The organism is Pseudoduganella rivuli (genome assembly GCF_009674485.1).
Classification (GTDB): domain Bacteria; phylum Pseudomonadota; class Gammaproteobacteria; order Burkholderiales; family Burkholderiaceae_D; genus Rugamonas; species Rugamonas rivuli_B.
The window spans coordinates 83,267-100,339 of record NZ_WKJJ01000010.1 but is presented as its reverse complement, the minus strand read 5'-3'; the positions used below and the strand labels follow the sequence as shown (position 1 = coordinate 100,339).

Sequence of the window (17,073 nt, the reverse complement as noted above, 5' to 3'; positions counted from 1 at the left end):
ACCATGCAAAAGACCAAAAAAGCACTCATTACGGGCATCACCGGCCAGGACGGCGCTTACCTCGCTGAACTGCTGTTGAGTAAAGGTTACGAAGTGACCGGCACCTATCGCCGCACCAGCTCGGTCAATTTCTGGCGTATTGAAGAACTGGGCATTCAAAACCACCCGAGCCTGAAACTGGTCGAATACGACTTGACGGACCTGTCGTCGTCGATCCGCCTGCTGCAAAATGGCGGTTTCGATGAAGTCTATAACCTGGCGGCGCAAAGCTTTGTCGGCGTGTCGTTCGAGCAGCCGGTCACCACGGCGGAAATCACCGGTGTCGGCGTGGTCAACCTGCTGGAAGCGATCCGCATCGTCAATCCGAAGATCCGCTTTTACCAGGCATCGACTTCCGAAATGTTCGGCAAGGTGCAAGCCATCCCGCAGAAGGAAGACACCCCGTTCTACCCGCGCAGCCCGTACGGCGTGGCCAAGCTGTATGCGCATTGGATGACGGTGAACTACCGCGAGTCGTACGGCATCTTCGGTTCGTCCGGCATTTTGTTCAACCACGAATCGCCGCTGCGCGGCCGTGAATTCGTGACCCGCAAGATCACCGACTCCGTGGCGAAGATCAAGCTGGGCAAACTGGAAGTCATGGAACTGGGCAACCTGGACGCCAAGCGCGACTGGGGCTTTGCCAAGGAATACGTGGAAGGCATGTGGCGCATCCTGCAAGCCGACCAGCCAGGCACCTACGTGCTGGCCACCAACCGCACAGAGACCGTGCGCGATTTCGTGACGATGGCGTTCAAGGCGGTCGGTATCGCGATCGAATGGCAGGGCAGCGCCGACAATGAAACCGGCCACGATGCGCACACCGGCAAAGTGCTGGTGCGCGTGTCGCCAAAGTTCTATCGTCCGGCCGAAGTGGAGTTGCTGATCGGCGATCCGGCCAAGGCCAAAGCGGAGCTGGGCTGGGAGCCGAAAACCACGCTGGAAGAACTGTGCCAGATGATGGTGGAAGCAGACCTGCGCCGTAACCAAGCCGGCTTCTCGTTCTGATGGACGCAACGCTGCAATTGCTGTCGCCGCGCCGCGAAGGCGAAGGCAAGACCGCGCTGGTGACCGGCCTGGCGGGGTTTACGGGCCGCTACGTGGCCGACGAATTGCGCGCAGCGGGTTATCGCGTGGTCGGCACCACGATGCCCGGCCATGGCGCAGGCGAGGATTTGCTGGCGGTCGACCTGACCGACCGCGCCGCCGTGGCGGCGGCGGTGGCGCAAGTGCAGCCGGACGTCGTGGTGCATCTGGCGGCAATTGCCTTTGTCGCCCATGCCGACATCAGCCAGTTCTACAACGTGAATGTCATGGGCACGCGCAACCTGCTGGAAGCGCTGGCGGCCCAGGCCAAAAAGCCGTCCGCCGTGCTGCTGGCCTCCAGCGCCAATATCTATGGCAACGCGGACTTGCCGATGCTGGACGAGCAGACGCCGCCTGCGCCGGCCAACGATTACGCCGTCTCCAAGCTGGCCATGGAATACATGGCGAAGCTGTGGATGGACAAGCTGCCCATCATTATCACGCGCCCGTTCAACTACACGGGCGTGGGCCAGCATGAAAACTTCCTGCTGCCGAAAATCGTTGCGCACTTCCGCCGCAAGGCGCCCGCCATCGAGCTGGGCAACCTGCACGTGTGGCGCGACTTTTCCGATGTGCGCATGGTGGCCGCCAGCTACCGCGCTTTGCTGGCCCACGCGCCGGCCGCCGCCGGCCAGGCCTTCAATATCTGCTCGCGCACCGCGTATTCGCTGGGCGAGGCGCTGGCCATGATGAACCGCATCGCCGGCTATGACATCGACGTGCGCGTCAATCCCGCGTTTGTGCGCGCCAATGAAGTGGTGCGCCTGGTCGGGGACAATACCCGCCTGGCAAGTGTGGTTGGCGCCATCGCGCCACTGCCTTTGGCCCAGACGCTGCGCTGGATGTACGAGGCTTGATACCTTGCGGATCGGGATTTCCACCACGACGATCGAACCGGCGCTGACTGGCGGCCGGCTGGACGGCATCGGCGTCTATAGCCGGGCGCTGTTGCGCCGTCTGCCGGGCCAGGGCTGCGCCGTGCAGCCGTATTCGTTTGCACCGGGCGGCACGCCGCTGAAAGAGGGCGCGCGCCTGCCTGCCGCATTTGCGCTGGCGACCTTGCGCGACCTGATGCTGCCGGGCGCCGTGAGACTGAAAATGCCGGACGTCGACTTGTACCACGCAACGGATTACCGCATCGTGCGCATGGATTGCATGGTGGTCGCCACCTTGCATGACGCGCTGACGATCAAGCACCCCGAATGGTGCAGCCCGCGCCTGCGCAATGTGAAGAACTGGCTGCAGGCAAAAGCCGCCCGCAAGGCCAACCACGTGATCGCGCATACGCATTTCGCCATCCGCGAACTGATCGAGTGCTTTGGCGTCGACGAGCGCCACATCAGCGTGGTGCCATGCGGTATGGATGAGGAATGGCTGGAAGCGCCCGATCCGGCCGACGTGCAGGCCACGCTGGCGCTGCATGGCTTGCAGCCGGGGTATTACCTGACGGTGGGCACGCTGCAGCCGCGCAAGAACATGGGGCGCGTGCTGGAAGCCTACCTGGCGCTGCCTCCCGTGCTGCGCGCCCGGCGCCAGCTGGTGATCGTCGGGCAGCCGGGCTGGCGCAGCGAGTCGCTGCAGGCGCAAATCCGCGCGGCACAGCAAAATGGCGAAAACGTGATCTGGCTGGACAACCTGACCAGCCATGACCAGCTGCGCCACGTGTATGCGGGAGCGGGCGTGTTCGTCTTCCCATCCCTGTATGAGGGATTCGGCATCCCGGTGGCGGAAGCATTCGCCTCGGGTGTGCCGGTGATCACGTCGAACACCACGTCCTTGCCGGAAGTGACCCTGGGGGCTGCCTTGGAAGTGGATCCGCTGTCGGTCGCGGAAATTGGCGCCGCCATGCTGGAACTGGCGCGCGACGATGCGCTGCGGGCGCGTTATGTCGCCGCGGGCAAGGCGCGCGCGCTGGACTTGACGTGGGCCGATTGCGCGCGCAAGACGGCGGCGGTTTACCACCAATTGCTTTCCTGACGGTTGCCTGTCCTATGCGCGTACTCCATTTCTGCAAGACTTATTATCCCGACTCGTGGGGCGGCATCGAGCAGGTGATTCGCCAGATTTGCGTGGGCACCGGGCGCCTGGGTGTCAGCAATGACGTGCTGACGCTGACCCGCCATGGCGGCCCCGCGCAGCTGGAATTCGAAGGCCACATGGTGCATCGCGCTGCGCTGAACTTTGAAATCGCCTCCAATGCGATGTCGCTGCCGGCCATCCGCAAACTGGCGCAGCTGGCGCGCGAAGCGGACGTGATCCACTATCACTTCCCCTGGCCGTTCGCCGACATGGCCCACTTCATGGCGCGCGTCAACAAGCCCAGCGTGGTCACCTACCATTCGGACATCGTGCGCCAGAAAGCCCTGATGAAGGTGTACACGCCGCTCAAGCGCCGCTTCCTGAAAAGCGTCAGCGCGATTGTCGCCACGTCGCCCAATTATTTGGCGTCGTCGCCCGTGCTGACGCGCTACAAGGACAAGACGTGCGCGATTCCGATCGGCCTGGACAAGGCGATTTATCCCCGCCCAAGCGATGAAATCAAGGCCCGCTGGCGTGAGCGCTGTGGCGAGCGGTTCTTTCTTTTCGTCGGCGTGCTGCGCTATTACAAGGGCTTGCACATCCTGCTGGATGCCGTGGCGGGCACGGAATATCCGGTGGTGATCGTGGGCGCCGGCCCGATCGAGCAGGAGTTGAAAGACCATGCACAGCGGCTGGGCTTGAAGAACGTGATGTTCGTCGGCGCGCTGGAAGAGGAAGACAAGGTCGCGCTGCTGGAACAGTGCTACGCGCTGGCCTTCCCGTCGCACCTCCGCTCGGAAGCCTTCGGCATTTCATTGCTGGAAGGGGCGATGTATGGCAAGCCGATGATTTCCAGCGAGATCGGCACCGGGACCACGTACATCAACATCGATGGCGACACCGGCCTGGTGGTGCCTCCCAGCGACCCGCTGGCATTCCGCGCGGCGATGCGCACGCTGTGGGACAACCCGCAACTGGCGGCTGAAATGGGTGCGCGCGCGGAACAGCGTTACTGGGACCTGTTCACGGCGGAAAAGATGGCGCACAACTATGTGCAGCTGTACCGCGAACTGAAACTGGCGGCCGGCAAAGGCATCGGGCAGGTTATTGCTCCGCCCATTTCTCCCTGATCGCCAGCACTTCCGGCAGCCGCTCCAGGAACAGGTCGACCAGTTCCGGGTCGAAGTGACGTCCCTTTTGCTGGCGCAGGTAGTCGGCAGCTTCTTCCACCGGCCATGCCGCCTTGTACGGCCGCGCCGACGTCAGTGCGTCGAACACGTCGGCAATCGCCACGATGCGGCCTTCCAGCGGAATATCCGGTCCCCGCAAACCTTGCGGATAGCCTGAACCATCCCATTTTTCATGGTGCGTCAGCGCGATGTTGCGGGCCAATGCCAGCATGCCGTGCGGATGTTCGCCGATGATGTGCGCGCCGATGGCGGCATGCGACTGCATCACGGCCCATTCATCCTTGTCCAGCGCGGCCGGCTTTTGCAGGATGCGGTCCGGGATGCCGATCTTGCCGACATCGTGCATCGGCGCCGCGTGCAGCAAGTCTTCCGCCGCCGCTTCCGACAGGCCGGCGGCCAGGCCCAGCACGCGCGCGTAATGGCTCATGCGGATCACGTGCAAGCCGGTCTCGTTATCCTTGTATTCCGCCGCCAGGCCAAGGCGCTGCACGATCTGCAGCCGGGTCTCGCGCAATTCATCGGCGCGCACCAGCGATAAATGCGTGCGCACGCGGGCCCGCACAATGGGCGGGCTCAACGGTTTGGCAATGTAATCGACGGCGCCCGCGTCAAACCCCGCCACTTCGTCTTCCGGATCGCTGAGCGCAGTGGCGAAGATCACGGGAATCGCGCAGGTGGCGGGATCGGCCTTCAACGCGCGGCACGTGTCGTGGCCGCTCATGCCGGGCATCATCACGTCGAGCAGGATCAGGTCCGGCGATTCCAGTCGCGCCAGTTCCAGCGCCCGCGCCCCATCCTTGGCAAACAGCAGGCGGTAATGGTCTTGCAGGATATGGCGCAACAATTGCAGGTTATTGGCTTCATCGTCGACCGCCAGGATCAGCGGCTGCTGTGGGGAATTCATGCCGGCACCTCTGCTTGTTCGTGCGCGATGGCGGCCATCATGGCGTCGAGCCGGGCCTGTGCCAGGGAAAAATCGAAATCGTCCAGCGCCGCGTGCAGCGCGTCCAGCGCCGCAGGCGGGACATGGCCATGCAGTGCGCGATGCAGCCGCGCCAGCGCGGCATCTTCCAGTGCGCCGCGGCGCAGCCCGTGCGCCAGCGCGGCGGCCGCCGCTGCCGCTTCCTCCGCAACGAACGCCGTGGATGGCGGCGTTACGGTATCCGCATCGTTGCATTCGGCGCGCACCGCGTCGAGCGCGTCGGCCAGCGCCGGACCCAGTTGCGCCAGCGCGGAATGCAGGGCGACGGCGGCGGCGCCGTCATCGCGCGTGGCGGCCTGTTCGGCCTGGCCCAGCAAGCGCGCCAGCGCCGTGAAGCCCAGGTTGGCGGCGACGCCCCGCGCCCGGTGCGCCAGCGCCGCAATGGCCCCATGCTCGCCGGTTTCATCGAGCGCATGCAACTGGCGCGCGAGATCGCGGTATTCGGCGGCCCAGCGGCCCAGCGCCGTGCGCCACGCCGTCAGGTCGCCATCCCAGCGCGCCACGCCTGCCGCGTGCTCCAGGATAGGCAACGCACTGCCCGGGGCCGGCGGGGGCGCCATGGCGCCGGCGGGCGCTGCGGCGGGAAGATCCTGCGTCGCCAGAACCCGTGCGATTTCATGGGACAGCGCGTTCCACTCCACCGGCTTCGACGCAAAGCCATCCATGCCCGCCGCCACGCTGGCCTGGCGGTGCGCTTCCAGCACGCTGGCCGTCATGGCAATGACGGGCGTGCGGGCACGGCCCAGCGCCGCTTCGGCGGCGCGGATCGCCCGCGTGGCGTCGAGACCATCGAGTACCGGCATCTGCACATCCATCAGGATCACGTCAAAGGCCCGCTGCGCTGCCAGTTGCACGCAGGCGGCGCCGTCCGCCACCGTGGTGACCACGTGCCCCCGTTTTTCCATCAATACCCGCAGCAATTCCAGGTTTTGCGCCACGTCGTCGGCCGCCAGCACGCGCAGCGGCGGCAATTCGCACGGGCCGCAGCCGGAGCGCGCCGTGGAAACCGCCGCATCGCCCTTGGCCGGCGCCAGCGGCAACAGCACGTGGAAACAGGTGCCCACTCCCGGCACACTGTCGACGCGGATTTGCCCGCCCATCAATTCCACCAGTTGCTTGCTGATGGTGGTACCCAGCCCGGTGCCGCCATAACGGCGTGTCATCGACGCGTCGGCCTGCGTGAACGGTTCGAAAATGGCGGACAGCCGTTCCGCCGCGATGCCGATGCCGGTATCGCGTACCTGCAGGTGCAACTGGCCGTCCGTCACGCCCGCATGCAGTGCGACGCTGCCGGACGCCGTGAATTTCAATGCATTGTCCAGCAGGTTGCCCAACACTTGCCGCATGCGCAGCGCATCGCCATGCACGTGCCGCGGCAACTCCGGCGCATAGTGCATCTCCAGCGCCAACCCTTTCGCCTGTGCTGCGGCGCTGGCGGTCGACGCCAGTTCATCGATCAGCGCCAGCAGGCTGTAATCGGCCAGCTCCAGTTCCACGGCGCCCTTGTCCAGCTTGGCCGTGTCCAGCACTTCATTGAGCAGGCGCAGCAGCGAGCGGCCCGCGTTGCGGATGGTGTCCAGGTGGCGCCGCTGTTCCGGCTGCAATGGGCTGTCCAGCAAGACGTCGGTAAAGCCCAGGATGGAATTCATCGGCGTGCGGATTTCGTGGCTCATGTTGGCCACGAAGGCGGCGCGCGCGGCGGCGGCCTGTTCCGCCTTGTCTTTCGCGCTGCGCAATTCCTGTTCCATGCTGCGCCGCTCGGTGATGTCGAGCATCACGCCATCGATCCAGCGCACGGCGCCGCCGGCATCGCGCACCACGGCGCCATGTTCCCAGATCCAGCGCTTGCTGCCGTCCGCGTGCTGCAACGCGTATTCGATCAGGTAAGGTTGTTCGGTGGCGATGCTGTGCGCCAGCGCGATCGCCATGCGTGGGGCATCGGCCGCGACGACCAGTTCCGTCAGCGTGCGCCGTGGCTGGTCCCCCATGAAATCGCGCGCCGGATAGCCCGCCACCAGTTCCACGCCATCGCTGAGGAAGACCAGCGGGAAGCCCGGTTGGGCCAGGCAGCGGAAGGAGACGCCGGGAATATGGCTGATCAGCGAGCGGAATTGCTGTTCGCTTTCGCGCAGCGCCTGTGTCATGGCCAGGCGTTCGCTGATGTCGGTGATGAACAGCACGAACAGATCCTGGCCACGGTTGTGCGAGTGGCCCAGCGCACGGCGGATCGGCACGTGGCTGCCGTCGCGGCGCACGCCCATCGATTCGAGGTCGCTCTTGAGGGAACCGATATCGCCCCGTTTCAGGTGGTACAGCAAGCCTTCCCGTTCGGACGAGGCCGGGTCCGCCATCAGCACCGCCACGTTGCGACCAATGATGTCCGCGCGCGGCCAGCCGAAAATGCGCTCGGCCGAGCGGTTGAAATCGACGATGACGCCATGGGCGTCGACCGTGATGACGCCGTCGACCGTAGTGGTCAGCAGGGCGCGCATCCATCCTTCGCGCTGGCGCAGTTGGTAATACAGGCGGCGGTAGCGCAGCAAGCCATAGGCCGCCATCGCGAAAACCGCGCAGGCGCAGGCTATGGCGAAACCGGCCAGCATGGCAGGAGCTTGAGTATCCATCGGACTTATACACTACCACATTTCCTTACGGAAATATCGAAGTTGTTGCCGTTTTGTCAGAACCCCGGTAACAGCCTGGAGAAATCCTGCTTGATGCGGGCCGCGTGCACGGTGGCGTCGTGGTACAGCACGATGACATCCGACCTGGCGGCATCGGCAAACACGAATTGCCGGATCTGTTCCATGTCCGCTTCCTGCTTGACCAGGTACAGCGTGTTGGCATTGAACAGCACGATTTCCTGGTAATAGCGGGCAAACCATGGCGCCGCAGGCGGGCCGAAGGAATCCGTGATCAGCACCAGGCGCTTGCGCGGCGCGTTGTGGTTGCGCAGCCGGATCACTTCGAAGTCTTTCAGGATCGCCGGCGGCTTGTCGAAACAGGCGGCGCCGTAGCAGAAGTCGATATGCGACGCGGCCATGTCCATCACGTCCACTTCGCTGGGCCGCTTGATGCCCGGGAACAGGTGGCCGATGTCGGATGGCAGCCACTCCTTGCGGCTGACATAGGGCGTGGCTTCGGACGGCTGCACACCGTAAAACTGGCGCAGCGTCCATTCGGCCGTCAGGCGGGGACCGGCGCCGCCCCAGTGGAAGAACGTGCGGGGGAACAGGTCGGTTTCGCGCGAGGCGTCACGCATTTGCTGCAACGGGTAGGCGACGTGCTGCCGTACGGCGTCAGGGATGCCGGGTTGCGCCAGCCAGCGCTGCATGGGCGGCGTGGCCGTGTGGCACAGCGCGCTGGCCCACTGCGGCAACTGGTCGACGTGCACGGCCGGCGACGAAGGCACCACCAGCAAGTTCGCTTCGATACCGTGTTCGCGCGACAGCGACAGCAAACGCTTGATGTGCGCGTCGAGAAGGTCGGTCACCTCGGTCTGGTAGCCGCACGCGGAAAACACCATGGCATAGGCGGGAGCGGCCGGGTGCGACGTGGTCAGGAAAGTGCGGCCTTCCTGGCCCTGCACCACCTGGCCGGTCGGATACTGGCCAAACAGCTTGTAGCGCACCTTGGTATTGAGGCGCACCAGCGCGGCGCGCAGGCTGAAGTTGTCATTGGCCCACGCATCGAACGATGCGCTGTATTTCAATGCCTCTTCGACGGACGTCGGGCGATGCGGCGGCTCCGCCATGCGGCGGTTTTCCCCTTCGCGCTGCTTGCTGCTCAGGGTGGCGATGGCGGGCGTCGCCAGCAGCAGCACCAGCAGCGCTTTTGCCAGCGCCGACAGCGCTTTGTTGTGTTGGACGGACTGCATCAGAATCGGAAATAAATGAACGGGTTATAAGTGCCGGACGCCAGGCTGGCGCTGCACAGCACGAACGCGGCCAGCGCCAGCGGCAATTGCACGGCCAGTTTCCAGCGCGCCGGCTGGGCGGGCGCTGTGGCATCCGGCAGGCGCCAGGCTGCCAGCAAGGCGCCAATCACCAGCGCCGTCCATTGCACGGCGCCCACGTCGATGCGCCACTGGTGCACCTGTTCGCCGCCGGCGGTGGGGATGAACATCGTGTGCAGCATCTGCAGCGCGGTGGGCACGTCCGGCGCGCGGAACAAGACCCAGCCCAGCATCACCATCAGCAGGGTCCACGCCTGCGCCACGGAGCGCGGCAGGCGCTCCAGCCAGGCGCCCAGGAACCCGCGTTCCAGCACCAGCAGCGCACCATGCCAGGCGCCCCACAGCACGAAGGTCCAGGCCGCGCCGTGCCACAGGCCGCACAGCAGGAATACCAGCGCCAGGTTGACGTAGGTGCGCAGCGCGCCGTGGCGGTTGCCGCCCAGCGGGATGTACAGGTAATCGCGGAACCAGCTGGACAGGCTGATGTGCCAGCGCCGCCAGAAATCCGTCACGGACACGGCGCTGTAAGGGCGGTTGAAGTTGGGCGGATACGTAAAACCGATCATGTGGCCGATGCCCAGCGCCATATTGGAATAACCGGCGAAGTCATACAGGATCTGGATCGTGTAGCACGCCACGGCCAGCCACGCGCCGGCGGTCGACAGGTTGGCGGGACCGGCCTGCCACAGCGCGTCGGCCGCCTGCGCCACCGTGTTCGCCACCAGTACTTTCTGCGCCAGGCCCAGCATGAACTGGCGCACGCCCTGCCACAGGCGCTGCGCGGTCACTTCGCGGTGGTCGACGTCGGCCGCGATCTGGCGGTAGCGCACGATCGGTCCCGCGATCAGTTGCGGGAACATGGCCTTGTACATGGCGAAGTTCCAGAAACTCTTTTGCGGATCGACGTCGCCCCGGTACACGTCGACCAGGTAGGAAATCCCCTGGAAGACAAAGAAGGAAATCCCCAGTGGCAGCACGATGGCGGGGATGGCGAAATCATTGCCCGTCAGTTGTCCTGCAATCGACGTGAAAAAGCCCGCATATTTGTAATAGCCCAGCATGCCCAGGTTGGCCGTCACGCCCAGTCCCAGCACCAGCTTGCGCCGCTCGCCCGCGCGTGCAATCGCCACGCCGAAGCCGTAATTGAGCAGCGCGGACGCCATCAGCAGCGGCACGAAACGGGGCTCGCCCCACGCATAAAACAGCAGGCTGGCAACCAGCAGCACGCTGTTTTTCCACGGCAGCACGTAGTACAGCAGCAGGAAGGCGGGCAGGAAGTAAAACAGGAAGGTGACGGAACTGAAGACCATTGACGTACGCGTAAGGCGGAAATGGCGCTCATTGTAGAGGAATCGGCGGTGGAACCGGCAATTTCCAGGTTTGCGGGCCTGGCTTTGCGTTGGTTTGAGCATGGCCAAGCTTAGGGTGTTGGCCACGGGCAATCATGTTGACTGCTTCAATTGAAGCGGGGTTTTTGTCGACATGGAGGCAGGTATGGCAACGCAGAAGACGGGATTTCAAAAATGGCAGGACGGCATCAGCAAGGCGGCGCGTGACGCGAAGTGGGATTCCTGGGATTGTGAGATCAGGAGCGCGGTCAATGAATTCAACCGACATTTGGCGGATACGCCGGGCTACACAGAGCTGGACTGGCGTCTGGTTAAAGCGATGGTGTGGACTGAAACTGGCGCGGAGCATCGGGAGTGGGCCAGAAAGCCGATGCAAATCGGTGTCGCTGGTGATCCGGGGCTGGCAGCGCTGTTGTCAGGCAATGAAGGAGGGGATTTGATTTTGCCGTCTACGTGGAAAAAGCGGCTGACAAGCGGATCGGCGCGAACCATCCCAAATCACAATATCAGGGCCGGCATAGGTTATCTGCTGATGCGCATGGCGAACTTCGAATACCGGCACGTGGCGGATAGCGAGCCCGAACACGGAGGGAGGGCATTCCACAGACAACGGCGCTCACAGCGTGTCATCGCCGGATGGCGCAGGTTTTCCACCGATACTATTGCCAAACGGTATAACGGTGGCGGCGATCCAAACTATGCCAGCAAGCTTGATTTCGCCCTGGAGGTTATGCGCGGCAGGGTGGAGGCAGTATGCGAGCAATGAAAGTTATCGCGCCGGCGTTCATCCTGGCGTTGTCCTCTATGTCACGCGCCGCGCCTTGCCCTATCGACGAGATATCGTTGCGTGACGAGTGCAGCGCGTACTCGCAGGCCGGGATGCGGGAATGCCTGGCGAAGCATGCGGCGGCAAGCGAGCAAGCTCTCATCGCAGCCGAGGATAGGTTGAGGACTGCGTTGGCAAAGTGGGACGAGGACAAGAAGTACGTCAATCTGGCCAAGTCACGGCTACTCACTGCGACCCTTGCATTCCAACGAGGCCGCGATGGCCAATGCGCATTCGCCTCGTCGCTGGGGGGCGGGGCGGCAGGAGACACGCATGAAATTTATCGGCTGGCGTGTGTGGCTGAATTCAATTATCTGCGTGCCAGGCAACTTGGGAATGCGGTAGCTGGGCTGGAGCAGAAGTAAGCGCAGGCTGTAGCGGAGGTGGGACTCCACTCCCTTTGCGGATGCCTCGTTCGTACTCCTAATGCCTCGTATTGCCTCGCCCTTCGTTGAAGAATTGCGCAAATATTCGCGTGGAGAGGGGCTCTCCGGGCGTGAGACATGCGTGTGTGCGAGGCAAAACGAGGCAGCGTAATTCGCGCTGCTGTCGAATGGTTTGGCTCCGCTTGATCCGCACACTATAGAAAAGCGTTATCGTCACTCCGCTGCTATGTAGCGTTACCACGCTTTGAAACCGCCATCCCGTTTGAAGCACTCTACCGCCGCCAGCAAGGCTTGCTGCATCCCGGGTTCGAATGCCGTGTGGCTGCCGGCTTCGATGATGCGTAATACAGAGCCGCGCCAGGCGCCGGCCAGGCGGAATGCTGTCAGCGGCAGGCACAGCACGTCATGCCGGCCCTGGATGATGATGGCGGGCAGGTGAGCGACGCGGTGCAGGTCGCGCAGCAGCTGGTTGTCTTCGAAAAAGCCGCCATGGCGGAAGTAGTGGACTTCCAGGCGGGCCAGGCAGGTATCGAGCGCATCGGATTGCGGCAAGCCTTCCGGCGGCACGCCGTGCAGCGATGCGCGCCGGATTTCAAAATGGCTCCAGCGCCGCGCGGCCGGCAGGTATTGCGCCGCATCGTTGCTCAGCAGGCGGCGCGCGTAGGCCGCCAGCAAATCGCCCCGTTCCTCCGTCGGCAGCGCGCCCACGAGTTCCGCATAAGCTTCCGGGTGGAACAGGCGGGCGCCTTCGAAGAACCACGCGATTTCCTCGCGCGTGCAGAGGAACGGGCTGCGCAGGATAAAGCCGAGGCAGTGGGCCGGATGCGCTTCGCCATACGCCAGCGCCAGCGTGGCGCCCCACGATCCGCCAAACAGCAGCCATTGTTGTATGCCCAGCAATTCGCGCAGTTTTTCCACATCGCCCACCAGCAGCGGCGTGGTGTTGGCGCGGTATTCGCCGGCCGGCGTCGAGCGGCCGGCGCCGCGCTGGTCGAATTGCACGATGCGGTAATGGCCGGGATCGAAAAATTGCCGCCACAGGGGCGAACTGCCCGCACCCGGTCCGCCATGCAGCACCAGCACGGGAACGCCATCGGGATTGCCGGATTCTTCCCAGTAAATCGTGTGCAGCGCGTCGACCGGCAGCATGCCGTGGCGGTAGGGTTCCAGCGGAGGGTAGGGTGCGGTCATTAGCGTAGGTAACAAAAAACCCGCATACCAGAAGGAAATGCGGGTTTTGAGTGTGATGCAAGTGTTTGGTGCCCCGGGCCGGAATCGAACCGGCACGCCTTGCGGCGGCGGATTTTGAGTCCGCTGCGTCTACCAATTCCACCACCGAGGCAGGTATGTACGTGCAAGAGCCACATTATAGTGCACTCGCGGCAAAAATGTAATGGCCTGTACGCGAATATTGCGCAATGCGCATTTTGGATTGATGCCCGTCACTAGCATTTGTGTCATCATTGCTACCCCTGCCGAACGCCGTCAATCCGCATGAAGTATAAGAAGATCCGCGAAATCATCCTGGGCAAAGCCCTGGACCCCATGAAAAGCGAAACGCGCCACTCGATGGCCCTGGTGGCGTTCCTGGCCTGGGTGGGACTGGGCGCCGACGGGCTGTCGTCGTCCGCGTATGGTCCCGAAGAAACGTTCAAGGCGCTGGGTGCGCACACGCATCTCGGCCTGTACATGGCGATCGCCACGGCCGTCACCGTCTTCATCATTGCACTGGCCTACAACCAGGTGATCGAACTGTTCCCCACGGGCGGCGGCGGCTACCGTGTCGCCACCAAGCTGGTGGGACCGTACCTGGGTTTGATTTCCGGCTGCGCGCTGGTGCTCGACTATGTGCTGACCATCGCGATTTCCATCGCGTCCGGCGTCGATGCGCTGGCGTCGTTCCTGCCGCTCGGGTTCCAGCCTTATAAATTATGGGCCGAAGCCTTCTTTATCGGCTTGCTGATCGTGATGAACCTGCGGGGCTTGAAGGAAGCGATCCAGATCCTGCTGCCGATCTTTATTGGCTTCGTCATCACGCACCTGATCCTGATCGTGTACGGCATCTACGCGCACGCGGAAAACCTGCCGGGACTGGTGCCGGGCACCGTCAATGAAACCGTCAGCCTGGCCGGCAGCATTGGCTGGACCGGCGTCGCCAGCATGCTGTTGCTGGCGTACTCGCAGGGCGGCGGTACCTATACGGGCCTGGAAGCGGTATCGAACAACGTCAACCTGCTGGCCGAGCCGCGTGAGCGCACCGGCAAGATGACCATGCTGTACATGGCGCTGTCGCTGGCATTCACGGCGGGCGGTATCATCATGCTGTACCTGCTGTGGGATGCGCGGCCAACCGAAGGCCAGACGCTCAATGCCTCGACCTTTGCCAGCATCATCAGCCACGGCAATCCCGATTCGCCGGTGGCCAACCAGGTGATGCTGGCCGTGGTGCTGGCATTCGAAGCCGGCCTGCTGTTCGTCGCAGCCAATACCGGTTTCCTGGGCGGCCCGTCCGTGCTGTCGAACATGGCGGGCGATTCGTGGGTGCCGCACAAATTCCGCTACCTGTCGACCCGCCTCGTGACGCAAAACGGCATCCTCGTGATGGGCGTGGCGGCGCTGGCCATCCTGTTCTGGACCGAAGGCAGCGTGACGTTGCTGGTGGTGCTGTATTCGGTTTCCGTGTTCCTGACGTTTGCCATTTCGCTGTTCGGGCTGTGCCTGTACTGGGTGAGAAACCGCGACGCGGGCGGCAAATGGGTGGCGCGCCTGCTGCTGTCGTCCGTGGGCTTCACGATTTGCGCGGGCATTCTCGGCGTGCTGCTGGTGGAAAAATTCATGGATGGCGGCTGGGCCGCTGCCGTCATCATTGGCGGCATTGCCGCGCTCTGCGTCTGGGTGCGCAACCACTACCGCGAAACCAAGCGCGCCATCCATTCGGTCGACGAAGTGTTTGCCAGCCAGCCGTTTGGCCCCAACGCGGACGCGGTGGAACCGGACCCGGACAACCAGACCGCCGTGTTCATCGTCGGCTCGTCGAAAGGCGGCGGCTTGCACGCGCTGCTGTGGGTGCAGCGCATGTTCCCCGGCCACTTCAGGAACTTTATCTTCGTCAATGCCCGTACTGTGGATTCGCACGCGTACGGCGGCGAAGGCGCGCTGGAACAGATGCGGCACGACGCGGAAAGCACGCTGGAATATTTCGTCGACTTTTGCCACAGCCACAATATGGCGTCGTCGTCGTACCTGGGCTTCGGCACCGACGCGGTCGATGAAATCACGCGCATGTGCGAAGAGATCAGCAATGAATTCCCGAACGCGATTTTCTTCACCAGCAAGCTGATTTTTGCCAGCGACAACTGGATGAGCCGTTTGCTGCACAACCAGGCGGCGCTGGCCGTGCAGCGCCGCTTGCACCTGGAAGGGTTGCAGATGGTGATTTTGCCGATGAAGGTCTGACAGGGGCCATAGCGGTCAGTCATCATCGGTAATCCGGGCAAGGTTCTGTATGGTTATGCGCCGTGCGTGCCGGGTCCGCTGAAATTGGACAGCGGTACGGCATCGCTTCCAGAAGGCTTATTCTCCGTATATTCCCGCTGGTAGTCCCCGGCATTGTGGGCGGGCTGAGGATCTGGATCGGATGGCTCGAATGGCTCGGACGGTTCGAACATCCGCGCTGTCGCAGCCTGCCGCATTGCCCGGCATTCATCGGCGCGGACCCAGTCACGGAACCCGGGAAAGCGCAGCCAGACGGCTTTCCACGCATTGCGGTTGCCGCTGCCTTGCAGGTTAGCGAAGGCCGACGGCGAGAGGCTGAATTCCCCATACTTGATCTCATTGCCATCCACCACAGCGTAGTAAGGGTCGCGTCCAAAACTGGCGCGCAGCATCGTACCCACTGGCAGGAATAGCTGCTTCCACTGATAGCCTCCGACCATGGCAGCCTGCGGCGCTGGCGCCTGTTCAGACCGGGGCTTCATCGCCTCCGCCATCGCGTCGCAGACCGCACCTTCGATTTCAATACTGCTCCAGGAAAGACCGGTGTGCTTGCTGAACGCCTGTAGCAAGTCGGTTGGCATGTAAATAGTGCGGTTCACGTGGAGCATGAGGCTCTCCTCGAAAAAGCAGGTTTACTAACGGCTGCTACCTTGTACGAAGCAGCGCGGGTTCGCTATAACGGTTACTAATTTCTTAGACCATCGTTGCGGTTTTTTGTTCCCGATTGGATGACAGATCGAGATAGGATGAGAGCGTGCGGGGTATTACGGGATCGTACGATTTAGTAAATCCCGAAAAATCAGAGGAACACTTCCTGCCTGTTGGGTGCAAGAGTAAATGGTAGCTTTGACCATACACCGTGGCGTGGCAGGCCTCGATGCTGACCGGCGTTCGACCAAGATGGGCAATGCGCTGGGTATTCAGCTTGGCATTACCTGGTGGTGGTCGTGACGGTTGGGTAGGCGGCTGCGTGGCCGCTGGTTTTTCCGGTGACCAGTTCACTGGCCGGCCCTAAAAATGTGGCACTTCAGTTTGAATGTTACCGCCCGATCAGGCTGCGTACTTTTCAAAACGGCGCCAGCATCCGGCTCATGGTCGCGTTATCCAGCGTGACGCCCCGCACCTGCACGCGGTTGCGCGTCTCGACCAGGAAGCCGTGGCGGGCAAAGAACGGTTCGGCCGTCAGGCTGACGTCGGAGCGCAGTACGCCGATGGCGCGCGTGCCTGCCATGGCCATGATATGGCGCAGCAGCGCGCTGCCCACGCCGCGCCGCGCGTACGCCGGATCGACAAAAAACATGTCGATGTAACCGGATGGCTGCAAGTCCGTAAACGCCACGGGACGGCCATCGAGTTCCGCCACCAGCGTCTGGTTGGCGCGCATCCGCTGCGACCACAGCGCGCAGTCATACTCTTGCGGCGCCCATGCGTGCAATTGCTCGGCCGAGTAATCGCAGCGCGCCAGGCCATGGACGGCGGCGTGAAAAATCGCATGCAATTGCGCTTCTTCGCCGGGGTGATAAGTACGGATCAGCATCGGCATATCTTACCCCCGGCCCGTGGGCTTGTCAGTCCAGGGCGTGGATATTACGGCTTTTTCGCCGCGCGAATACAGGCTGTATCACTTGATTTTTCTCATGCAGTTCGTCCGTTCTGCTTGCATTCTGTCCCACAAAAAACGCCGTTTGTCGCGCGTCTTGCGCAAGCCTTGTGACGCTTTGCTATCGTGACCTTGTCCCCGCACAT

The 17,073-nt window shown here is 63.1% G+C and carries 14 protein-coding genes and 1 tRNA gene; 7 read left to right on the top strand and 8 right to left on the bottom strand.

Annotated elements, in window-relative coordinates; genetic code table 11:
• Positions 1–3 precede the first annotated feature (3 nt).
• Genes gmd through GJ700_RS16905 form a run of 4 tightly spaced genes read left to right on the top strand, consistent with a single transcriptional unit; the run spans position 4 to position 4,274 of the window.
• Positions 4–1,047, top strand: coding sequence for a GDP-mannose 4,6-dehydratase (gene gmd / locus GJ700_RS16920; RefSeq protein WP_154375935.1), 1,044 nt, complete (start codon positions 4–6; stop codon positions 1,045–1,047).
• Positions 1,047–1,982 (top strand): NAD-dependent epimerase/dehydratase family protein, encoded by a 936-nt coding sequence (locus GJ700_RS16915; protein WP_154375933.1) that lies wholly within the window; start codon positions 1,047–1,049, stop codon positions 1,980–1,982. Before gmd ends, GJ700_RS16915 begins: the two co-directional genes overlap by 1 nt.
• A 4-nt stretch (positions 1,983–1,986) precedes the next feature.
• Complete coding sequence (locus GJ700_RS16910; RefSeq protein WP_229507060.1) at positions 1,987–3,102, top strand: glycosyltransferase family 4 protein; 1,116 nt, start codon at positions 1,987–1,989, stop codon at positions 3,100–3,102.
• A 14-nt stretch (positions 3,103–3,116) separates the two neighbouring features.
• Positions 3,117–4,274, top strand: coding sequence for a glycosyltransferase family 4 protein (locus GJ700_RS16905; protein WP_154375929.1), 1,158 nt, complete (start codon positions 3,117–3,119; stop codon positions 4,272–4,274).
• On the opposite strand, the gene GJ700_RS16900 is transcribed toward GJ700_RS16905, so the two are convergent.
• Genes GJ700_RS16900 through GJ700_RS16885 form a run of 4 tightly spaced genes read right to left on the bottom strand, consistent with a single transcriptional unit; the run spans position 4,249 to position 10,581 of the window.
• Positions 4,249–5,238, bottom strand: coding sequence for a response regulator (locus GJ700_RS16900; protein ID WP_154375927.1), 990 nt, complete (start codon positions 5,236–5,238; stop codon positions 4,249–4,251). The two genes, GJ700_RS16905 and GJ700_RS16900, sit on opposite strands and share 26 nt — an antisense overlap.
• Positions 5,235–7,940, bottom strand: coding sequence for an ATP-binding protein (locus GJ700_RS16895; RefSeq protein WP_154375925.1), 2,706 nt, complete (start codon positions 7,938–7,940; stop codon positions 5,235–5,237). The genes GJ700_RS16900 and GJ700_RS16895 overlap by 4 nt, the downstream gene beginning before the upstream one ends.
• 56 nt (positions 7,941–7,996) lie before the next feature.
• Positions 7,997–9,193 (bottom strand): alginate O-acetyltransferase AlgX-related protein, encoded by a 1,197-nt coding sequence (locus tag GJ700_RS16890; protein ID WP_154375923.1) that lies wholly within the window; start codon positions 9,191–9,193, stop codon positions 7,997–7,999.
• On the bottom strand, positions 9,193–10,581 hold the full coding sequence (locus GJ700_RS16885; protein ID WP_154375921.1) for an MBOAT family O-acyltransferase: 1,389 nt from the start codon (positions 10,579–10,581) through the stop codon (positions 9,193–9,195). The genes GJ700_RS16890 and GJ700_RS16885 overlap by 1 nt, the downstream gene beginning before the upstream one ends.
• Before the next feature lie 184 nt (positions 10,582–10,765).
• On the opposite strand from GJ700_RS16885, the gene GJ700_RS16880 reads away from it, so the two are divergent.
• Together GJ700_RS16880 and GJ700_RS16875 are read left to right on the top strand one after the other, a co-directional pair.
• Positions 10,766–11,386 (top strand): peptidoglycan-binding protein, encoded by a 621-nt coding sequence (locus tag GJ700_RS16880; RefSeq protein WP_154375919.1) that lies wholly within the window; start codon positions 10,766–10,768, stop codon positions 11,384–11,386.
• Complete coding sequence (locus GJ700_RS16875; protein WP_229507059.1) at positions 11,374–11,811, top strand: lysozyme inhibitor LprI family protein; 438 nt, start codon at positions 11,374–11,376, stop codon at positions 11,809–11,811. The genes GJ700_RS16880 and GJ700_RS16875 overlap by 13 nt, the downstream gene beginning before the upstream one ends.
• Positions 11,812–12,066: 255 nt before the next feature.
• On the opposite strand, the gene pip is transcribed toward GJ700_RS16875, so the two are convergent.
• Entirely contained in the window at positions 12,067–13,023 is a 957-nt protein-coding gene (gene pip / locus GJ700_RS16870) for a prolyl aminopeptidase (RefSeq protein WP_154375917.1), read from the bottom strand.
• A 66-nt stretch (positions 13,024–13,089) separates the two neighbouring features.
• A tRNA-Leu gene (locus GJ700_RS16865) sits at positions 13,090–13,174 on the bottom strand.
• Between the two features lie 152 nt (positions 13,175–13,326).
• Here GJ700_RS16865 and GJ700_RS16860 point away from each other — a divergent pair.
• Positions 13,327–15,288, top strand: a complete 1,962-nt coding sequence (locus tag GJ700_RS16860; protein WP_154375915.1) for an APC family permease — start codon at positions 13,327–13,329, stop codon at positions 15,286–15,288.
• A 53-nt stretch (positions 15,289–15,341) separates the two neighbouring features.
• Here GJ700_RS16860 and GJ700_RS16855 read toward each other — a convergent pair whose 3' ends face one another.
• The gene (locus GJ700_RS16855; protein ID WP_154375913.1) at positions 15,342–15,935 is read right to left on the bottom strand and encodes a hypothetical protein; all 594 of its coding nucleotides are present in this window, start codon (positions 15,933–15,935) and stop codon (positions 15,342–15,344) included.
• 458 nt (positions 15,936–16,393) lie between these two features.
• On the bottom strand, positions 16,394–16,864 hold the full coding sequence (locus tag GJ700_RS16850; RefSeq protein WP_154375911.1) for a GNAT family N-acetyltransferase: 471 nt from the start codon (positions 16,862–16,864) through the stop codon (positions 16,394–16,396).
• Between the last annotated feature and the right edge of the window lie 209 nt (positions 16,865–17,073).